The following is an 18,361-nucleotide window of genomic DNA, read 5'->3' as shown; positions in this document are numbered from 1 at the left end:
CGTCTTTGCGACGATCCCCGCGCATTTTCAATGCTTTGAGAGTAGCTGGTGCCCAGAAGAGGACTCGAACCTCCACGACCTTGCGATCGCCAGCACCTGAAGCTGGTGCGTCTACCAATTCCGCCATCTGGGCACGGGGTAGGAGCGGGCGCTTAGCGGCGCGGCACGCGCCTTGTCAACCGCGCTGCAACCGGCTCGCTGCATTTTATCGAAAAGTGGCGCTTTCCGGTGCCGCCGTCCCGCTCTCCCCTTGCCCGCACCATCGCTTCGCGGCATGGGGAGCCGGACGGCGGACGGCGCCGCGACAGAATCATCACGGGCTCATGCGATGCGAAATCTCGACGAACAATTGATCACGGTGCTCGGCGGCGGCGGCTTCATCGGCCGCTATGTCGTGCAGAAGCTGCTCGCGCGCGGCGCGCGGGTGCGCATCGCCGAACGCGAGCCGCGCAAGGCGGTGTTCCTGAAGCCGCTCGGCGGGCTCGGCCAGACGCAGTTCGTCGCCGCCGACGTCCGCGACGCCGCCAGCGTGGCGCGCGCGATCCAGGGCAGCGACGCGGTGATCAACCTCGTCGGCAGCTTCGACGACATGGCTGCGGTCCATGCCGAAGGCGCCGGCAACATCGCACAGGCGGCCGCGACCGCCGGCATCGCGGCGCTGGTCCATGTCTCGGCGATCGGCGCCGACCCGGGCGCCGCCTCGGCCTATGGTCGCAGCAAGGGCGACGGCGAAGCGCGCGTGCGCGCCGCCTTTCCCGCCGCGGCGATCCTGCGTCCCTCGATCGTCTTCGGCCGCGAGGACCGCTTCATCAATCGCTTCGCGGGGATGATCCGCATGCTGCCGGTCGTCCCGGTGATCGCGCCGGGTGCGAAGTTCCAGCCGGTCCATGTCGCCGACGTCGCCGACGCGGTGGTCGCGGCGCTCGACGCAGGCGCGGCGGGCCGGACGTTCGAGCTTGGCGGGCCGCAGGTGCTGACGATGGCCGAATTGCAGCGCTGGATCGCCGAAGCGACCGCGCGCAGCCCGCTGTTCGTCGAGGTGCCCGACGCCGTCGCCTCGGCACTCGCCAGCGGTTTCGGCTGGGCGCCGGGGGCGCCGATCACCAAGGACCAATGGCTGATGCTGCAGCACGACAATGTCGTCGCGGCGGACGCGGCGGGGCTTGGCGACCTCGGTATCGTGCCGGCGTCGCTCGCCTCGGTCGCCGACGGCTGGCTGGTGCAATATCGCCGCAACGGCCGCTTCGCCGAACTCGCCGCGCGCTAACCCCCCGCCCGCGCGCCCTCTGGCGCCAATCGCAAAAGCTGTTACTCTGAGCCGGGGTCGCTTCTGCTTTGCGGGGGTGTGCGATGAAATATGGGGGGATGGCCGCGCTGCTGACGGCGGCGCTGGTTCTGGCTGGCTGCGACAATACGCCGGCCGATTTGCATGGATTGCCAAAGGATGCCGCCGAGCGCGCGACCTTATGCGGTCGTTCGGCGCTGGCCTATGCCGCGGCGGGCAGCGGCAAGGGAGCCGCCGAGGAAAAAAGGCGACAGGAGTTGCTGCAGACCATCGTCGACAAGACGGGTTTCTTCAGCGCCACCGGCCTCGACGATGAAAAGGGCAAGGCGCTGCTCGGCGATATCCAGGACACGCTGAAGGGCGGCAACTGGCTGGGCACGCTCAACCAGTGCAAGGCGGCCTATGCGCTCGGCGACCCCGAGCCGCTACCGAAATTGCCGACCGAGCCGAAGGAAAAGCCCGCGGCCTGCGCCGCGGTCGCGGTCGCCGCGGCGTTCGGCGACGGATCGAGCGACCTCGCGGCGCTCCAGAAAAACGTCCTGATGAACCCGCAATCCTCCTATTTCCTGATCGCCGCGGCGAACCAGGATGGCGGCATGGCGGCGGCGCAGAATGCGATGGCGGGCAAGGTCGAATGGGCGATCGCGTCGGGCGCGGTCGGGCCGCTGACCGACGCCTGCGTCAAGGAATATCCCAAGGCCGCCGCGACCACCGCGGTAACGCTGCCCGCCGACGAAGGCCAGGCGGTCGCCGCGTGCGGCTTCAACGCCGGATTGCTCGGTACGCTGGAGGGCGAGGAAGGCGCGATGGCCAAGGCCGTCGCCAAGAAACTGCAGGACGGCGGCATGATGCCCGACCTCGCGCTCGCCGGCAGCCCGAAGAAGCTGCTCGAACAGGCGCTCGACCTCGGCCCGCCGGCCAATGTACTGAAAGCCTGCGGCGCGCGGTTCAAATAGCGACTGGCCAAGCCGCGCGGCTGTCCTTAGGGCAGAGACAGGACAGGGGCGTCCGACATCGGTCGGGCGCCCCCGCCTTGTTTCAGAGCCATCGTCGCAGGACCCAATGAACGAAATCATGACCGCCATCATCCTCGGCATCGTCGAGGGGCTGACCGAATTCCTGCCGGTATCGTCGACCGGGCATTTGATCCTCGCGACCGAATTGCTCGGTTATGACGCGTCGCGCTGGGCGATCTTCAACATCGCGATCCAGCCCGGCGCGATCCTCGCGATCGTCGTGCTCTACCGGAAATTATTCTGGGAGATGTTCACCGGCTTCTTTCGGCGCGATCCGGTCGCGATCGCCTTTGTCCGCAACCTGGCGCTCGCCTTCGTCCCCGCGGTCGCGCTCGGCCTCGCGCTCGGCGATTATATCGAAGTGCTGCTCGAAAATGCGGTGGTCGTCGCCTGGGCGCTGATTATCGGCGGCTTCGCGATCCTGCTCGTCGAACGTTATGCCAAGCCGAAGGAGAGCGGCGGCGTCGCCAACCTGTCGGTGCGCCAGTCGGTGCTGATCGGCCTCGTCCAGTGCATCGCGATGATCCCCGGGGTCAGCCGCTCGGGCGCGACGATCCTCGGCGCGATGTCGCTGGGCGTCGACCGCAAAACCGCCGCCGAGTTCAGCTTCTTCCTCGCGCTGCCGACCCTGACCGGCGCGACCGCGCTGCAATTGTTCAAGCATCGCGACGCGATCACGACGAACGACCTCGGCCTGATCGGGGTCGGCGCCTTTGTCTCGTTCATCGTCGCCTGGGTGGTGATCAAGGCGTTCCTCGCGGTGGTGACACGCTATGGCTTCACCCCCTTCGCCTGGTACCGAATCATCGTCGGCGCCGCCGCGCTGGTTTGGCTGACCATGAGATAGGGCCGGACCGGACCTTTTAATGTAAGATAGTTGCGCGGGAGACTTTCTTCTGCTCGGCAAGTTCGATATTTAGGTTAGCAATACTTCCCTATCGTGCATTTCTTGCGTGACATGGGGCATTTGACGATGCAATCGCCCCGCAACGAAGGGGAAATTGCATGGCTGCCGATCGCATGCTCCAGTTTGTGGGGCGTGAACAATCCTATCCCGACAAGCGCTCGGCCGAAGAGCGCGCGCGCGATTTCCGCGAAATCGCCGAGCGCTATGCCGCGCCCGACGCCGATGCGCAGGCCGCGCGCTGTTCGCAGTGCGGGGTGCCCTATTGCTCGGTGCATTGCCCGCTGCACAACCATATTCCCGACTGGCTGCGCCTGACCGCCGAGGGGCGGCTGCGCGAGGCCTATGAACTCAGCAACGCGACCTCGACGATGCCCGAGATCTGCGGACGCATCTGCCCGCAGGATCGTCTGTGCGAAGGCAATTGCGTGATCGAATTTTCGGGCCATGGCGCGGTGACGATCGGCAGCGTCGAGAAATATATCACCGACACCGCCTGGGCCGAGGGTTGGGTCGAACCCGTGCATCCCGGCAAGCCCACCGGCCAGTCGGTCGGCATCGTCGGTGCCGGCCCCGCGGGCCTCACCGCCGCCGAATATCTGCGCGTCGCGGGGCATGAGGTTCATGTCTATGACCGGCACGATCGCGCCGGCGGGCTGCTGACCTATGGCATCCCGGGCTTCAAGCTCGAAAAGGACGTGGTGATGCGCCGCATCGAACGGCTCGAAGCCGGCGGCATCCATTTCCATCTGGGGTTCGAGGTCGGCGGCGACGCGACGCTCGACGAACTGCGGCAACGGCATGACGCGATCCTGATCGCCACCGGGGTGTACAAGGCGCGCGAGATCGCGGTCCCCGGCAACGAAGCCGCGGGCGTCATCGCCGCGCTCGACTATCTCGTCGCCTCGAACCGCAAGGGCTTCGGCGACGCGGTTCCCGCGTTCGACGACGGCAGCCTCGACGCGAAGGGCAAGCATGTCGTCGTCATCGGCGGCGGCGACACCGCGATGGATTGCGTCCGCACCGCGGTGCGCCAAGGCGCGAAGTCGGTGAAATGCCTCTATCGCCGCGACCGCGAGAATATGCCGGGGTCGCAGCGCGAGGTCGCCAATGCCGAGGAGGAAGGCGTCGAATTCGTCTGGCTCTCCGCCCCCGAAAGCTTCACCGGCGACAAGCATGTGAAACAGGTCGCGGTCGCGGGCATGCGCCTCGGCGCCCCCGACGCCAGCGGCCGCCGCAGCCCCGAACCCGATCCCGGCCGCCGGTTCGACCTGCCCGCCGACATGGTGATCAAGGCGCTCGGCTTCGATCCCGAGGAACTGCCGCATCTGTTCGGCGCCCCCGACCTCAGCGTCACCCGCTGGGGCACGCTGCGCGTCGATCACCAGACGATGATGACCAGCCTGCCCGGCGTTTTCGCCGCCGGCGACATCGTGCGCGGCGCCAGCCTCGTCGTCTGGGGCATCCGCGACGGCCGCGATGTCAGCGACCAGATGGCGAAATGGTTGAAAGTCCGCGCGGAAAGCGAAATGAAGGCGGCATGACCATCAGGGGAAGGAATCACATTATGTCGACCTGGAAATCCATGCTGCTCGCCGGCACGATCGCTTTTGCGCCGCTGACCGCCCACGCCGCCGCGCCCAAGGAAGCGCCCGCCGCCGAAGTGATCGCGGTCGATGTGCCCGCCGAGGATTATGTCGATCCCTCCTCGCCCGAAGGCCTCGCGCAGACCAAGGCCAAGATGCAGAAGGAAATGGATCAGGCCATCGCGATGGTCGAAAAGATCTTCGGCACCGACAAATTGCCGCCGATCGCTCCCGCCCAGCTGGCCATCGCCCAAAAGACGACGGGTGCGCTCGTTCCGACGGGCAGCCTCGAAAAGATGATGGACAATCTTTACGGCAAACTGTTCCGCGGCCTGATGGGCGAGCTTGGCGGCATGTCCGACATCATGCTGTCGTACAAGACCGGCGTGGAAGCCGACAAGATTTCGGCGCTCGACGACGGGACCAAGGAAAAGATCGCCGACATCTTCGACCCGAACCGCAAGGCGCGCGAAGAGCAGATCATGACCAACGTCAAGCCGCTGATCAGCGAAGTGCTCCGCGACCTCGAGATCCCGATGCGCGACGGCATGGCGAACGCCTTTGCCCGCAAGTTCAGCGCCGACCAGTTGAACCAGATGAACGCCTTTTTCGCGACCCCGGCGGGCAGCGCCTATGCCAGCGAATGGATGGCGCTTCAGGCCGACCCCGAAATCATCCTCGCCATCATCAAATCGGTGCCGCCGATGGCGAACAAGTGGATCGACCGTGCTCCCGAACTGGAAGGCAAGTTCAAGGACCTGCCGAAAGAGCGGCAGATGGCCGACCTCAGCGACGCCGACCTCACCAAGCTGGCCGGGCTGATGAAGATCGATGTCCAGACGCTCAAGGACCAGCGTGACCTTTACAAATCGGTCGACGATGCGGCGATGGAGGCGACCGATGCCGCGGCCTATGACGACACCGCAGCCGCTGCCGATGCCGCCGCGGCGGCTGGCGACGCCGTCGACGCCGCGGGCGACTTCGACGCCGGCTACGACCGCAGCAACTGGTCCGACGCCGATCGCGAAAAGGTCGAGGCGCTCGAAACCGCGGTCAGCGAAGCGACCTCGGCCGCCTATGAAGCCGAGGCCGCCGCCGCTGCCAACGCCCGCAAGAAGCTCGGCCTGCCCGACACCGCCGAATAGGCGCCACAAAACAAGACACCGTCAGGACTGCATGATGACCCACTATCCCACTCCCGAACATGCCCGGCTCGAAGCCGAGGGCATGTACCGCCCCGACATGGAATCCGACGCCTGCGGCGTCGGCATGGTCGCCGCGACCGACGGCAAGGCCTCGCGCCGCGTCGTCGAGGCGGCGATCGAGGCGCTGCGGGCGGTGTGGCATCGCGGCGCGGTCGATGCCGATGGCAAGACGGGCGACGGCGCGGGCATCCACGTCGACCTGCCGGTGCGTTTCTTCGACGATGCGATCGCCGCGTCGGGGCACAAGGCGCTGCCCAATCGGCTCGCAGTCGGGATGATCTTCCTGCCGCGCACCGACCTCGATGCGCAGGAACATTGCCGCACCATCGTCGAATCCGAGATCATCGACGCGGGCTACACCATCTATGGCTGGCGCCAGGTGCCGGTCGACGTGTCGGTGATCGGCGACAAGGCGCAGCGCACGCGGCCCGAGATCGAGCAGATCATGATCGCCGGGCCGCTGCCCGACGCGCAGTCGCTCGCCGAGTTCGAAAAGCGCCTCTACCTCGTCCGCCGCCGGATCGAGAAAAAGGTCGTCGCGGCGCAGATCGCCGATTTCTATATCTGCAGCCTGTCGGCGCGGTCGATCATCTACAAGGGGCTGTTCCTCGCCGAGAGCCTCGCCGATTTCTATCCCGACCTGACGAACAAATTGTTCGAAAGCCGCGTCGCGATCTTCCACCAGCGCTATTCGACCAATACCTTCCCGCAATGGTGGCTGGCCCAGCCCTTCCGCTGCCTCGCCCATAATGGCGAGATCAACACGATCCGCGGCAACAAGAACTGGATGAAGAGCCACGAGATCAAGATGGCGAGCCTCGCCTTTGGCGAGCATAGCGAGGACATCAAGCCGGTGATCCCGGCGGGGGCGTCGGACACCGCCGCGCTCGACGCGGTGTTCGAAGCTTTGTGCCGCGCCGGGCGCGACGCACCGACAACCAAGCTGATCCTCGTCCCCGAAGCGTGGGGTGACGATGCCGAGGTGCCCGATACCCACCGCGCGATGTACTCCTATCTCGCCAGCGTGATGGAGCCGTGGGACGGCCCTGCCGCGCTCGCGATGACCGACGGCCGCTGGGCGGTCGCGGGCATGGACCGCAACGCGCTGCGCCCGCTGCGCTACACGCTCACCGTCGACAATCTGCTCGTCGTCGGCTCTGAAAGCGGCATGGTGCTGCTGCCCGAGGCGAGCATCCGCAAGAAGGGGCGCCTCGGCCCCGGCCAGATGATCGCGGTCGACCTCGACGAAGGCCAGCTCTACGAGGACCGCGCGATCAAGGACCGGATCGCCGGCGCGCATGACTATGCGTCGCGGGTCAAGGGTTTCCGCAGCATGGCCGACCTGCCCAAGGGCGGCAAATCGACCCTGCCCGCCTTCGACCGCCCCGAATTGCTGAAGCGTCAGGTCGCCGCCGGGCTGACGATGGAGGACATGGAACTCATCCTGTCCCCGATGGTCGAGGACGCCAAGGAAGCGATCGGCTCGATGGGCGACGACACCCCGCTCGCGGTCATCTCGGACAAACCACGCCACGTTGCGCAATTCTTCCGCCAGAATTTCAGCCAGGTCACCAACCCGCCGATCGACAGCTTGCGCGAACGGCATGTGATGAGCCTCAAGACGCGTTTCGCCAACCTCGCCAACATCCTCGATGAAAAGGGGCAGAGCGACCATGTCCTCGTCATCGACAGCCCCGTGCTGGTCGGCGACGACTGGGACCGGCTGCGCGCCTATTTCGGCGACGCGGTCGCCGACATCGACTGCACCTTCAAGGTCGGCGGCGATGCCTCTACCCTTCGCGAAGCGATCGCGCGCGTCCGCCGCGAAGCCGAGGATGCGGTGCGCGCCGGGCGCAGCGAATTGTTCCTGAGCGACGAAAAGCTGGGCGAAGGCCGCGTCGGCATGGCGATGGTGCTCGCCGCCGCCGCCGTCCACACGCATCTCGTCCGCAAGGGGCTGCGCAGCTATGCCTCGATCAACGTCCGCTCGGCCGAGGTGCTCGACACCCATGCCTTCGCGGTGCTGATCGGCGTCGGCGCAACCACCGTTCAGGCCTATCTGTCCGAAGCCGCGATCGCCGATCGCCAGGCGCGCGGACTGTTCGGCAGCGAACTGACGCTCGACGACTGCCTGAAGCGCTTCCGCAAGGCGATCGACGACGGTCTGCTCAAGATCCTCGCCAAGATGGGGATCGCGGTGATCTCCTCCTATCGCGGCGGTTATAATTTCGAGGCGGTCGGTTTGAGCCGCGCGCTCGTCAACGACCTTTTCCCGGGCATGCCCGCGAAGATCTCGGGCGAAGGCTATCAGTCGCTGTTCATCAACGCGACCGAGAAGCACGAGGCGGCGTATGACAAGCGCGTCACCACCCTGCCTATCGGCGGTTTCTATCGCCAGCGCGCCGGCGGCGAGACCCACGCCTATTCGGCGCAGCTGATGCATCTGCTGCAGACCGCGGTCGCGACCGACAGCTATTCGACCTATCTGCAGTTCGCGCGCGGCGTCGCCGACCTGCCGCCGGTGTATCTGCGCGACCTGATGGAGTTCAACTATCCGGCGCAGGGCGTCGCGCTCGACAGCGTCGAAGCGATCACCGAAATCCGCAAGCGTTTCGTCACCCCCGGCATGTCCTTGGGCGCGCTGTCTCCCGAGGCGCATGAAACGCTGGCGATCGCGATGAACCGCATCGGCGCCAAGGCGGTGTCGGGCGAAGGCGGCGAGGCGAGCGAACGCTACCAACCCTATGCCAATGGCGACAATGCCAACAGCAACATCAAGCAGATCGCCAGCGGCCGTTTCGGCGTCACCGCCGAATATCTCGGCGCCTGCGACGAGATCGAGATCAAGGTCGCGCAGGGCGCCAAGCCCGGCGAGGGCGGCCAGCTTCCGGGCTTCAAGGTCACCGAATTCATCGCCCGCTTGCGCCACTCGACCCCGGGCGTCATGCTGATCTCGCCGCCGCCGCATCACGACATCTATTCGATCGAGGATCTGGCGCAGCTCATCTACGATCTGAAGCAGATCAACCCGAAGGCACGCGTCTGCGTCAAGCTCGTCAGCTCGGCGGGTATCGGCACGGTTGCCGCCGGGGTTGCCAAGGCGCACGCCGACGTCATTCTCGTCTCGGGCAACACCGGCGGCACCGGCGCCAGCCCGCAGACCAGCGTCAAATATGCCGGCACCCCGTGGGAAATGGGCCTGAGCGAGGTCAACCAGGTCCTCACCCTCAATGGCCTGCGCCACCGCATCCGCCTGCGCACCGACGGCGGACTCAAGACCGGGCGCGATATCGTCATCGCCGCGATCCTCGGCGCCGAGGAATATGGCATCGGGACGCTCAGCCTCGTCGCCATGGGCTGCATCATGGTGCGCCAGTGCCACAGCAACACCTGCCCCGTCGGCGTCTGCACGCAGGACGAAAAGATGCGCGCCAAGTTCACCGGCAGCCCCGAGAAGGTCATCAACCTGATGACCTTCATCGCCGAGGAAGTGCGCGAGATCCTCGCCAAGCTCGGTTACCGCAGCCTCGACGAGGTGATCGGCCGCACCGAATTGCTGCGCCAGGTCAGCCGCGGCGCCGAACATCTCGATGACCTCGATCTGAACCCGATCCTCGCCAAGGTCGACGCGCCCGACAACGAGCGCCGCTCGCACGGCCTGCTCCGCAACCCGGTGCCCGACAGCCTCGACGCGCAGATATTGAGCGACGCCAAGCCCTTGTTCGAGCGCGGCGAGCGGATGCAGCTGACCTACAATGTCCGCAACACCCACCGCGCCGTCGGCACCCGCCTGTCGGCCGAAGTCACCGCGCGCTTCGGGATGAAGGGCCTTGCCGACAATCATGTCCAGGTCCGCCTGCGCGGCACCGCGGGCCAGTCGCTCGGCGCCTTCCTGTGCCAGGGCATCAGCCTCGAAGTGTTCGGCGACGCCAACGACTATGTCGGCAAGGGCCTGTCGGGCGGCCGCATCATCGTGCGCCCGACGGTGTCGAGCCCGCTGGTCAGCCAGCACAACACGATCGTCGGCAACACCGTCCTCTATGGCGCGACCGCGGGCACCCTGCTCGCCGCGGGCCAGGCGGGCGAGCGCTTCGCGGTGCGCAATTCGGGCGCTAACGTGGTCGTCGAGGGCTGCGGTGCCAACGGCCTCGAATATATGACCGGCGGCATCGCGGTGATCCTCGGCACCGTCGGCTCGAACTTCGGCGCCGGGATGACCGGCGGCATGGCCTTCGTGCTCGACGCCGACGACCATTTCGAACGCCGCGCCAACCCCGAATCGATCGTCTGGCAGCGCGTCGAAAGCCGCCATTGGGAAGGCGTGCTCAAGGCGCTGGTCGAGGACCATGCCAAGGCCACCGGCAGCAAATGGTCGAACGAGGTGCTCGCCGACTGGGACCGCTGGCTCGGGCAATTCTGGCAGGTGTGTCCCAAGGAAATGGTCGGCCGCCTGTCGCACCCCCTGCGCGACGAGGAAATGGCGGTCGTGGCGGCGGAGTAGAGTCCGTCGCCCCCGCCTATGCGGGGGCGACGCTTTGTCGCATCGCCGTTTCGTCCCACCGCATCCCCTGCCATGTTCAGCCCAGCGAAAGCGTTGTGTCCCCATACACCGCGCTTTCGCTGACCCCGCACCCTTCCCGGAAAGGAAGATGCCGATGACCCGCTGGACCCCCAAACTCGCCCTGGTCGCCCTCCCCCTGCTCGCCATCGCCGCGCCGCTTCCGGCGCATGCCGCCGATGTGCGCGATGCCGCCGCGACGCTGACCGATCCTGTCGAGGCCGATCGCATGGCCGACACCGTGACGATCCTCGTCGATGCGCTGATGCGCACCAACATCGGCCCCCTCGCCGAAGCGATCGCGCGCGTCGATCCGGAGTCGGACGCAGCTTATATTCCCCATGATGCAACTTTGGGCGAGGTTACGGGCAGCAACCCCGACGCCGGCCGGCGCATGGGCGACGACGTCCGCGCCACCTCGCGCATGGCGGGCCAGCTCGCGACGACCGCTGCTGCTTATGCCCCGGTTCTCAAGGATATGGCGCGCGATCTCGCGGCGCAATGGCAACGCGAACGCGACGCCGCGCGCCGCTGATCCACAGCCTGCGGCGCCGCAACGCACCATAGCCGTTGCGCGCCGCGCCCCCCTGCCGCTATGCCCACGCCATGTGGCAACTTTACCAATATCCGCTCTGCCCCTTTTCGCGCAAAATCCGCCTGCTGCTCGGTGAAAAGGGCGTCGGTTACGATCTGGTGCGCGAATCGCCATGGGAGCGCCGCGACGAATTCATCGACCTGAATCCGGCCGGGCGGACCCCGGTCATGGTCGACGCCGCCCGCGGGCAGGTGCTGATCGACAGCATGGCGATCGCCGAATATTTCGAGGAAACGGTCGAGGGCAAGGCGATGATCAACGGCACCGCCGCCAATCGCGCCGAAATCCGCCGCCTCTCGGCCTGGTTCGACCAGGATTTCTATTATGAGGTCACCGGGCCTTTGCTGTTCGAACGGATGCAGAAGCGCATCGTCCACCGCCAGCCTCCCGACGGCGGCGCGCTGCGCGAGGCGATGAAGGCGGCGAACCAGCATCTCGATTATGTCGATTATCTCATCGACCACCGCACCTGGCTCGCCGGCGCGACGATGAGCCTCGCCGACCTCACCGCCGCGGCGCATATCTCGGTCGCCGACTATCTCGGCGGCATCGACTGGACCGGGCACGAACAAACGAAAGGATGGTATTCGGGCCTCAAATCCCGCCCCAGCTTTCGCCCCCTCCTGGCGGAACGGATGGAAATCGTGACGCCGCCGAAATATTATGAGGATGTGGACTTCTGACGCGGCGAGGACGTCGGTGTTCCCCGGCGAAAGCCAGGGTCCATGCCATGTAGCGCTGCGCGATCCGGGCCCCGGCCTTCGCCGGGGAACACGAACTCAGCAGCTCTTATATTTCCAGTTGCGGTCCTTGCCCTCGGCGACCTGCGCGACGATCGTTTCGATGCGCTTGATGCGCGTTTCCTCGCGCTTCGCCTCAAGCACCCATTCGATATAGTCGCGGCGCTTGCCCGGCGAAAAGGCATCCCAATGCCCCTGCGCCGCGGCATTGGCCCCCAGCGCCGCGCCAAGGTCGTCGGGCAGGTCGAGCGCCGCCTTGGGTTTCGGCGCCGGACGCTTGGCCTTGCCCTCGGCGCATAGCGCCGCCGCCTTGGCGATATAGGCCGCCATCACGTCATCCGACGGCAAGTCGGCCAGCGTCGCCAGCCGCCCCATGCTCCCCATCGCGCCGGTGTCGCGCGCCGAACCAGTAACATCCTCGTCGCGCCAGAAGCCGAAGGTCGCATGCTCCTTGAACGCCGCCATCCCGGCGAGGTTCTGTCCGCCCAGCGTGAAATGCGGCACCCCCCATTTCAGCGTTTCTTCGGCGCCGGGTGCGTGCGCGTGCACCAGTTCGCGCAAATGGATCAGGATCGGCTGCGCGAAAGGCTGCCGCGCGGCGATATAGGCATCGACGCGCGGGTCGCGGTTCATCCCGGCCACCGCGCGGTGACGAGGTAATTGAGCGCCTCGCTGCCGCCAAGCTTGAAGCCTTTCGCCGCCGACGGCGACAGCCCGGTCCGGTCGATGACCTCCAGCCCCGCGCCTTCCATCAGTTTCGTCAATTCCTCGGGCTTCAGGAACTGGTCCCAGTCGTGCGTCCCGCGCGGCACCGCGCCGACGCGTTCGGCCGCCTCGACGAGCAGCAGTTTCGACAGCATCGTCCGGTTCGGGGTCGAGAGGATCATCAGACCACGGGGCGCGAGCCGCGCCGCCAGTTCGCCGATAAATGCCGCCGGGTCGGTGACATGCTCGACGACCTCCATCGAGGTGACGAGGTCGAAGGTCGCCGCCGGCAACGCCGCCAGTTCGCCCGCAAAATAGCGGATCGCCAATCCCTGCCCCGCCGCATGCTCCTGCGCCGCCGCGATATTTTCGGGTGCCGCGTCGACCCCCGTCACTCCGGCGCCCATCCGCGCCAATGGTTCGGCGAGCAGCCCGGCACCGCACCCGACGTCGATCGCGCTTTTGTCCGCAAGCGGGTGTCTCGCGCGCGTGTCGCCGTGCCAATGCGCGTCGATCTGGCCGCGGATATAGGACAACCGCACCGGGTTGAGCTTATGCAGCATCGCCGACGACCCATGCGGGTCCCACCAGTCGGCGGCGAGCGCCCCGAAATGCGCGGCTTCGTTCGGGTTGATCGTGGCGGTGCTCATGGCCGTTGATGTGGCACCGGGGCATCACCGGCGCAAGAAATTCTATCCGCCGTGTGCGTTGCCGGTCTTGCCTTCCCCCGCCCCCTTCCCTAACAGCCGAGCGCCGCAAAATTGTACGAATGTTGCGGTGGAAACCAGTTTCTTGAAAGCGGGGCGAGATGGCGCGGATCGTGATGAAATTCGGGGGCACGTCGATGGCGGGCACCGAACGAATTCGCACCGTGGCGAAGCTCGTCGCACGCGAAGTCGCCAACGGCAACGAGGTCGCGGTCGTCGTTTCCGCCATGGCCGGCGAAACCGACCGCCTCGTCAATTTCTGCCGCGAGGCGAACCCGCGCTACGACCCCGCAGAATATGACGTCGTCGTCGCCGCAGGCGAACAGGTGACCTCGGGCCTGCTCGCACTGACGCTGCAGGCGATGGGCACCCCGGCGCGCAGCTGGCTCGGCTGGCAACTGCCGATCCGCACCGAGGAAGCGCATGCCCGCGCGCGCATCATCGATATCGACACCGGCGCGCTCGGCGCCGCGATGGCGCGCGGCGAGGTCGCGGTGATCCCGGGCTTCCAGGGCATGATGGACGATGGCCGCGTCTCGACGCTCGGCCGCGGTGGCTCGGACACCAGCGCGGTCGCGGTCGCCGCGGCGCTCAAGGCCGATCGCTGCGACATCTACACCGACGTCGACGGGGTCTATACCACCGACCCGCGCATCGTCGCGCGCGCGCGCAAGCTCGATTATGTGACATACGAGGAAATGCTCGAACTCGCGAGCGTCGGCGCGAAAGTGCTCCAGACGCGCTCGGTCGGGCTCGCGATGAAGATGGGCGTGCGCGTGCAGGTGCTGTCGAGCTTCGTCGAAGGCGATGAGGCTCCCAAAAAAGGCACGATGATCGTCAGCGACCAGGAAATAGAGGAACATCAGATGGAACGGCAGCTGATCACCGGCATCGCCCACGACAAGAATGAAGCGAAGATCATCGTCACCCGCGTGCCCGACAAGCCGGGCGCGGTCGCCAACATCTTCGGCCCGCTCGCCGCCGCCGGGATCAACGTCGACATGATCATCCAGAACGTCGGCCGCGAAAAGGGCGAGACCGACGTGACCTTCACCGTCCCGGGCACCGACCTCCTCCGCTCGATCGACCTGCTCGAAGCGTCGAAGGACAAGATCGGCTTCAACCGCATCATCAGCGACGACAAGGTCGCCAAGATCAGCGTCGTCGGCGTCGGCATGAAGAGCCATGCGGGCGTCGCCAGCACGATGTTCCGTGCGCTCGCCGACCGCGGCATCAACATCCAGGCGATCTCGACCAGCGAGATCAAGGTCAGCGTGCTGATCGACGAAGACGAGACCGAACTCGCGGTGCGCGTGCTGCACACCGCCTACGGGCTCGACGCCGACTAAGCCCTATTCGGCCGCCAACGGCTGCAACTCGCCGCCCGTGCGGCGGCGCAGCCGCGCCTGGCCGATGACATGCACCACCGCGATGTGGACCGCGAACAGGGTGAATTTCGACGCCAGCGGGAATATCCCGATGAAGAGCGGCCACCAGGCGGTGAAGAACACCGCAATGACCAGGTTGAGGCCCGCGCTCGCGAACATCAGCGCCGCCCAGATCATCCCGAACCGGTCCATGACATCGCCGACCAGCGCCAACTGTTCGGGCAGGATATAGCGGTTGAGCCAGCCGCGGCGCAGCATCACCGTCCCGACGACCAGATAGACGATGGTGGGCTTTGCCATCACGAAACGCGGGTCGCCGGTGAAGAGCGTCGCCGCAGCGGTGAGGAGCACCGACGCGAGGCTGATCCACTGCAGCGCCGCGACCTTCCTGCCGCGCGCCAGCTCGTAACCGACCACCGCAAGCGCCACGATGGTGCCCGCGATCGTCGCAATCACGATATCCGCGCCAGCGACAAGCAGCACTGCAAAGACAAGCACGCCGAGCGAGTCGAACAGCATCGGTCCGAGAGCGTATAGCAAGGTTTTCATCCGCCAGTCCCTTTCGCCTCAATATTTCCACTGTCAATATTGAGGCGGCGACGCCCGCAAGTCAAGCATAAATTGACAGCGTCAACATTGACGCGCTAATCGGTTCCGATGACCAAGCCCTATCATCACGGCGATCTGCGCGCGGCGCTGCTCGCGGCGGCCGAGGAAATCGTCAACCGCGACGGCGTCGCCGGCCTCACCCTGCGCGGGGTCGCGCGCGAGGTCGGTGCCTCGCACGCCGCCCCAAAAAATCATTTCGACGATCTGACCGGCCTGCTCAGCGAACTCGCGGCGATCGGCTTCACGCGCTTCGCCGATCGCATGCAGGCCGCCGCCGCCGCGCAAACCGCGCCCGCCGACAAGCTCAACGCGATCGGCCGCGCCTATGTCGAATTCGCGCTCGCCGAGCCCGGCCTGTTCCAGCTGATGTTCCGCGGCGAACGCCTCGACAAATCGCGCCCGGCGCTGAACGCCGCGATGGAGCGCGCCTTCGGCACACTGACCGGGTCGGTCGCCGCCACCCACGAAGGCGATCCCGACGTCGCGCGCGCCACCCGGGCCCATGCGGCGCGGGCGTGGAGCATGGTCCATGGCTATGCGATCCTGCTCCTCGACGATCGCCTCAACCCGCTGCTCGACGCGGGCGCCCCGCGCGCCGATGCGCTCGCATTGCTCGACGACATGCTGAAGGGCTGACGCCGGCCTTGCGCGAACCGGGCCTCGGGCGCATGCTCGCCCCTTGAGGCGGTGCACTCGCTTCCGCCGACGGAGGGGCAAGGGCAATGAAATTTCCCGGCAGTTTCTTGGCGGCCTTGGCGCTCACGCTGACCGCCGTTCCCGCAGCCGCGCAGGTTCCGCCCTTCCCGGCCGCCTTCACGACGCAGGAGATCGCGGCCAATGGCACGACGCTGCATGTCCGTGTCGGCGGCAAGGGACCCGCGGTCGTCCTGCTCCACGGCTATGGCGAGACGGGCGACATGTGGGCGCCGCTCGCCGCCGCGCTGATGAAGGATCATACCGTCGTCGTTCCCGACCTGCGCGGCATGGGGCTGTCGGCGCATCCCGAGGGCGGATATGACAAGGCGACGCAGGGCCGCGATATCGCCGCCGTGCTCGACAGCCTCAAGATCGGCAAGTTCGCGCTGGTCACCCACGACATCGGCAATATGGTCGGCTTCGCGCTCGCGACGCAGCAGCCCGATCGCGTCACCCGTTTCGCGCTGCTCGACGCGCCGGTTCCCGGGGTCGGGCCCTGGGACGAAATATTGAAGAACCCGCTGCTCTGGCATTTCCGCTTCGGCGGCCCCGACATGGAACGGCTCGTCGCCGGGCGCGAACGCATCTATCTCGACCGCTTCTGGAACGAGTTTTCGGCCGACCCCAAACGCTTCGACGAAGCCTCGCGCGACCATTATGCCAGGCTCTATGCGCTGCCCGGCGGCATGCATTCGGGGTTCGCGCAATTCGCGGCGTTCGATCAGGACGCCATCGACAACCGCGCCTGGCTCGCCAAGGGCCAGAAACTGACGATGCCGGTGCTGGGCATCGGCGGCGCCAAATCCTTCGGCCCGACGATGGCGCTCGTCATGCGCTTCGCCGCCACCGACGTCAGCGAAGGCGTGATCCCCGACGCCGGGCACTGGCTGATGGAAGAACAACCCGATGCGACGGTGAAGATGGTCGCCGCCTTCCTGAACGCCCCCTAGCGCAGCCGCACCTTCGCGGTGACCGACAGGCCGGGGCGCAATTGCGCCAGCGCCGCCTGTCCCGGGTCGAGCCGGATCCGTACCCCGACGCGCTGGACGATCTTGGTGAAGTTCCCCGAACCGGGCTCGAACGGCAGCAAAGTGAACTCACTCGCCGAACCGGGCGCGAGGCTTTCGACGGTACCGGTCAGCGGATCGCCGCCGAGCGCATCGACCTCGATCTCGGCCCTCTGCCCCGGCCGCATCTCGCGCGTCTGGGTTTCCTTGAAATTGGCGACGACATACACCGACGTCATCGGCACCAACGTCAGCAGCCGCGAACCCGGCTGGACATAGTCGCCGACCTGCACCTGGCGGTTGCCGACCACCCCGGCGATCGGCGCCCGGACCAAGGCATGCCCCTTGTCCTGCCGCGCCAGCGCCAACGCCGCACGCGCCTTCAGCGCTGCCGCCTCGGCCGCCTGGATCTGCGCGAGCAACACCGGGCGCCGCGCCCTGGTCACCGCCGCCTGTTCGTAGCTGGTGCCGAGGTCGGCGCGCGAGCGCTGCGCCGCCGATGCCGCGCCGACCGCGGTCGCGCGCACCTGGTCGGCATCGCGGCGCGTGACGAAGCCATCGACGAGCAGGCTGTCGTACCGCTTGAGGTCGGCCGACGCCCGCACGGATTCGGCGTCGGCAGCGGCGATCTGCGTTCCCACCGCCCGGATCTGCGCCGCCGCAAGTCGTTCGTCGGCGCCGAGCGCAGCCAGCGCCGCGCGCGCGGTCGCGACCTGTGCATCGGCGTCGGCGACCGCGGCGACCGCCGCCTGCAGCCGCGCGTCATAATCCTCCGCGTCGATGCGGACGAGCGGATCGCCCGCTTTCACCGCCTGATTGTCGCGCACCAGCACCGCCGCGACCAGCCCGCCGACCTTTGGCGCCACCGTGCTCGAATCGGCCTGCAGATAGGCGTTGTCGGTCGATTCCGCGGTGCGCGGCGCGGTCAGCCACCAGATGCCCGCGGCGGCAACGAGCAGCGCGATCAGGCCGACCTTCCACGCCTTTGCCGGAAAGGCGAAACGCCTCGCGACAGGCGCCTCGGCCTCGATCACCGTCGGCGCGTTCATGGCGTGATCACCAGCAGGGTCGACGTCGCCGTGGCATAGAGCCGCCCCTCCGCATCGGTTAGCTTCGCCTCGACATAAGCGACGCGGCGACCGATCGAGATCACCCGCCCCTCGGCGCGCACGGTGCCGGTCTTGTCGGTCATCGCCTTCAGATAACTGGTCTTGAGTTCGAGCGTCGTCATCGCCTGATCGTCGGCGAGCCTGGTCACCACCGCGATGCCGCAGGCCGAGTCGAGCAGGGTCGCGGCATAGCCGCCATGGACCGTTCCCATCGGATTATAATGTTCGGGTCCCGGCACCCCCTCGAACGC

The 18,361-nt window shown here is 66.8% G+C and carries 16 protein-coding genes and 1 tRNA gene; 11 read left to right on the top strand and 6 right to left on the bottom strand.

The genetic code is table 11. The features are described 5' to 3' along the window. Positions 1–46: 46 nt before the first annotated feature. Positions 47–133, bottom strand: a tRNA-Leu gene (locus ASD67_RS10675). 195 nt (positions 134–328) lie between these two features. Between ASD67_RS10675 and ASD67_RS10670 the strand changes: the two genes are divergently transcribed. The 8 genes from ASD67_RS10670 to ASD67_RS10635 all read left to right on the top strand — a co-directional run bounded on the left by ASD67_RS10670 (position 329) and on the right by ASD67_RS10635 (position 11,832). After that, positions 329–1,267, top strand: coding sequence for a complex I NDUFA9 subunit family protein (locus ASD67_RS10670; protein WP_056346660.1), 939 nt, complete (start codon positions 329–331; stop codon positions 1,265–1,267). A gap of 98 nt (positions 1,268–1,365) precedes the next feature. Further along, entirely contained in the window at positions 1,366–2,241 is an 876-nt protein-coding gene (locus ASD67_RS10665) for a hypothetical protein (RefSeq protein ID WP_056346659.1), read from the top strand. Between the two features lie 106 nt (positions 2,242–2,347). Continuing rightward, on the top strand, positions 2,348–3,148 hold the full coding sequence (locus ASD67_RS10660; protein ID WP_056346658.1) for an undecaprenyl-diphosphate phosphatase: 801 nt from the start codon (positions 2,348–2,350) through the stop codon (positions 3,146–3,148). A gap of 158 nt (positions 3,149–3,306) precedes the next feature. Continuing rightward, the gene (locus ASD67_RS10655; protein ID WP_056346656.1) at positions 3,307–4,749 is read left to right on the top strand and encodes an NAD(P)-dependent oxidoreductase; all 1,443 of its coding nucleotides are present in this window, start codon (positions 3,307–3,309) and stop codon (positions 4,747–4,749) included. Between the two features lie 23 nt (positions 4,750–4,772). Continuing rightward, complete coding sequence (locus tag ASD67_RS10650; RefSeq protein ID WP_235535630.1) at positions 4,773–5,936, top strand: DUF2059 domain-containing protein; 1,164 nt, start codon at positions 4,773–4,775, stop codon at positions 5,934–5,936. A gap of 31 nt (positions 5,937–5,967) precedes the next feature. Next, positions 5,968–10,497, top strand: coding sequence for a glutamate synthase large subunit (gene gltB / locus ASD67_RS10645; protein ID WP_156377648.1), 4,530 nt, complete (start codon positions 5,968–5,970; stop codon positions 10,495–10,497). Between the two features lie 154 nt (positions 10,498–10,651). After that, positions 10,652–11,089: a hypothetical protein gene (locus ASD67_RS10640; protein WP_056347297.1), complete on the top strand. Its 438-nt coding sequence runs from the start codon at positions 10,652–10,654 to the stop codon at positions 11,087–11,089. Positions 11,090–11,160: 71 nt separating this feature from the next. Continuing rightward, a complete protein-coding gene (locus tag ASD67_RS10635) occupies positions 11,161–11,832 on the top strand; it encodes a glutathione S-transferase family protein (RefSeq protein WP_056346654.1) in 672 nt (223 codons plus the stop codon). Positions 11,833–11,928: 96 nt separating this feature from the next. Here the strand turns inward: ASD67_RS10635 and ASD67_RS10630 are convergent, their stop codons facing one another. Beyond that, entirely contained in the window at positions 11,929–12,522 is a 594-nt protein-coding gene (locus tag ASD67_RS10630) for a YdeI/OmpD-associated family protein (protein ID WP_056347295.1), read from the bottom strand. Next, on the bottom strand, positions 12,519–13,244 hold the full coding sequence (gene ubiG / locus ASD67_RS10625) for a bifunctional 2-polyprenyl-6-hydroxyphenol methylase/3-demethylubiquinol 3-O-methyltransferase UbiG (protein ID WP_056346652.1): 726 nt from the start codon (positions 13,242–13,244) through the stop codon (positions 12,519–12,521). Before ubiG ends, ASD67_RS10630 begins: the two co-directional genes overlap by 4 nt. A gap of 158 nt (positions 13,245–13,402) precedes the next feature. Between ubiG and ASD67_RS10620 the strand changes: the two genes are divergently transcribed. After that, entirely contained in the window at positions 13,403–14,650 is a 1,248-nt protein-coding gene (locus tag ASD67_RS10620) for an aspartate kinase (protein WP_056346650.1), read from the top strand. 3 nt (positions 14,651–14,653) lie between these two features. On the opposite strand, the gene ASD67_RS10615 is transcribed toward ASD67_RS10620, so the two are convergent. Further along, complete coding sequence (locus ASD67_RS10615; RefSeq protein ID WP_056346648.1) at positions 14,654–15,238, bottom strand: inner membrane-spanning protein YciB; 585 nt, start codon at positions 15,236–15,238, stop codon at positions 14,654–14,656. Positions 15,239–15,346: 108 nt separating this feature from the next. On the opposite strand from ASD67_RS10615, the gene ASD67_RS10610 reads away from it, so the two are divergent. Further along, on the top strand, positions 15,347–15,934 hold the full coding sequence (locus ASD67_RS10610) for a TetR/AcrR family transcriptional regulator (RefSeq protein ID WP_056346646.1): 588 nt from the start codon (positions 15,347–15,349) through the stop codon (positions 15,932–15,934). An 86-nt stretch (positions 15,935–16,020) separates the two neighbouring features. Beyond that, positions 16,021–16,944, top strand: coding sequence for an alpha/beta fold hydrolase (locus ASD67_RS10605; protein ID WP_056346642.1), 924 nt, complete (start codon positions 16,021–16,023; stop codon positions 16,942–16,944). On the opposite strand, the gene ASD67_RS10600 is transcribed toward ASD67_RS10605, so the two are convergent. Then, positions 16,941–18,050, bottom strand: coding sequence for an HlyD family secretion protein (locus ASD67_RS10600; protein WP_082544953.1), 1,110 nt, complete (start codon positions 18,048–18,050; stop codon positions 16,941–16,943). The genes ASD67_RS10605 and ASD67_RS10600 overlap by 4 nt on opposite strands. Further along, the gene (locus ASD67_RS10595) at positions 18,047–18,349 is read right to left on the bottom strand and encodes a PaaI family thioesterase (protein ID WP_268798553.1); all 303 of its coding nucleotides are present in this window, start codon (positions 18,347–18,349) and stop codon (positions 18,047–18,049) included. The genes ASD67_RS10600 and ASD67_RS10595 overlap by 4 nt, the downstream gene beginning before the upstream one ends. Positions 18,350–18,361 lie beyond the last annotated feature (12 nt).

This window comes from Sphingopyxis sp. Root1497 (assembly GCF_001427085.1).
Classification (GTDB): Bacteria; Pseudomonadota; Alphaproteobacteria; order Sphingomonadales; family Sphingomonadaceae; genus Sphingopyxis.
This window is presented reverse-complemented; position numbering and strand designations above follow the sequence as displayed.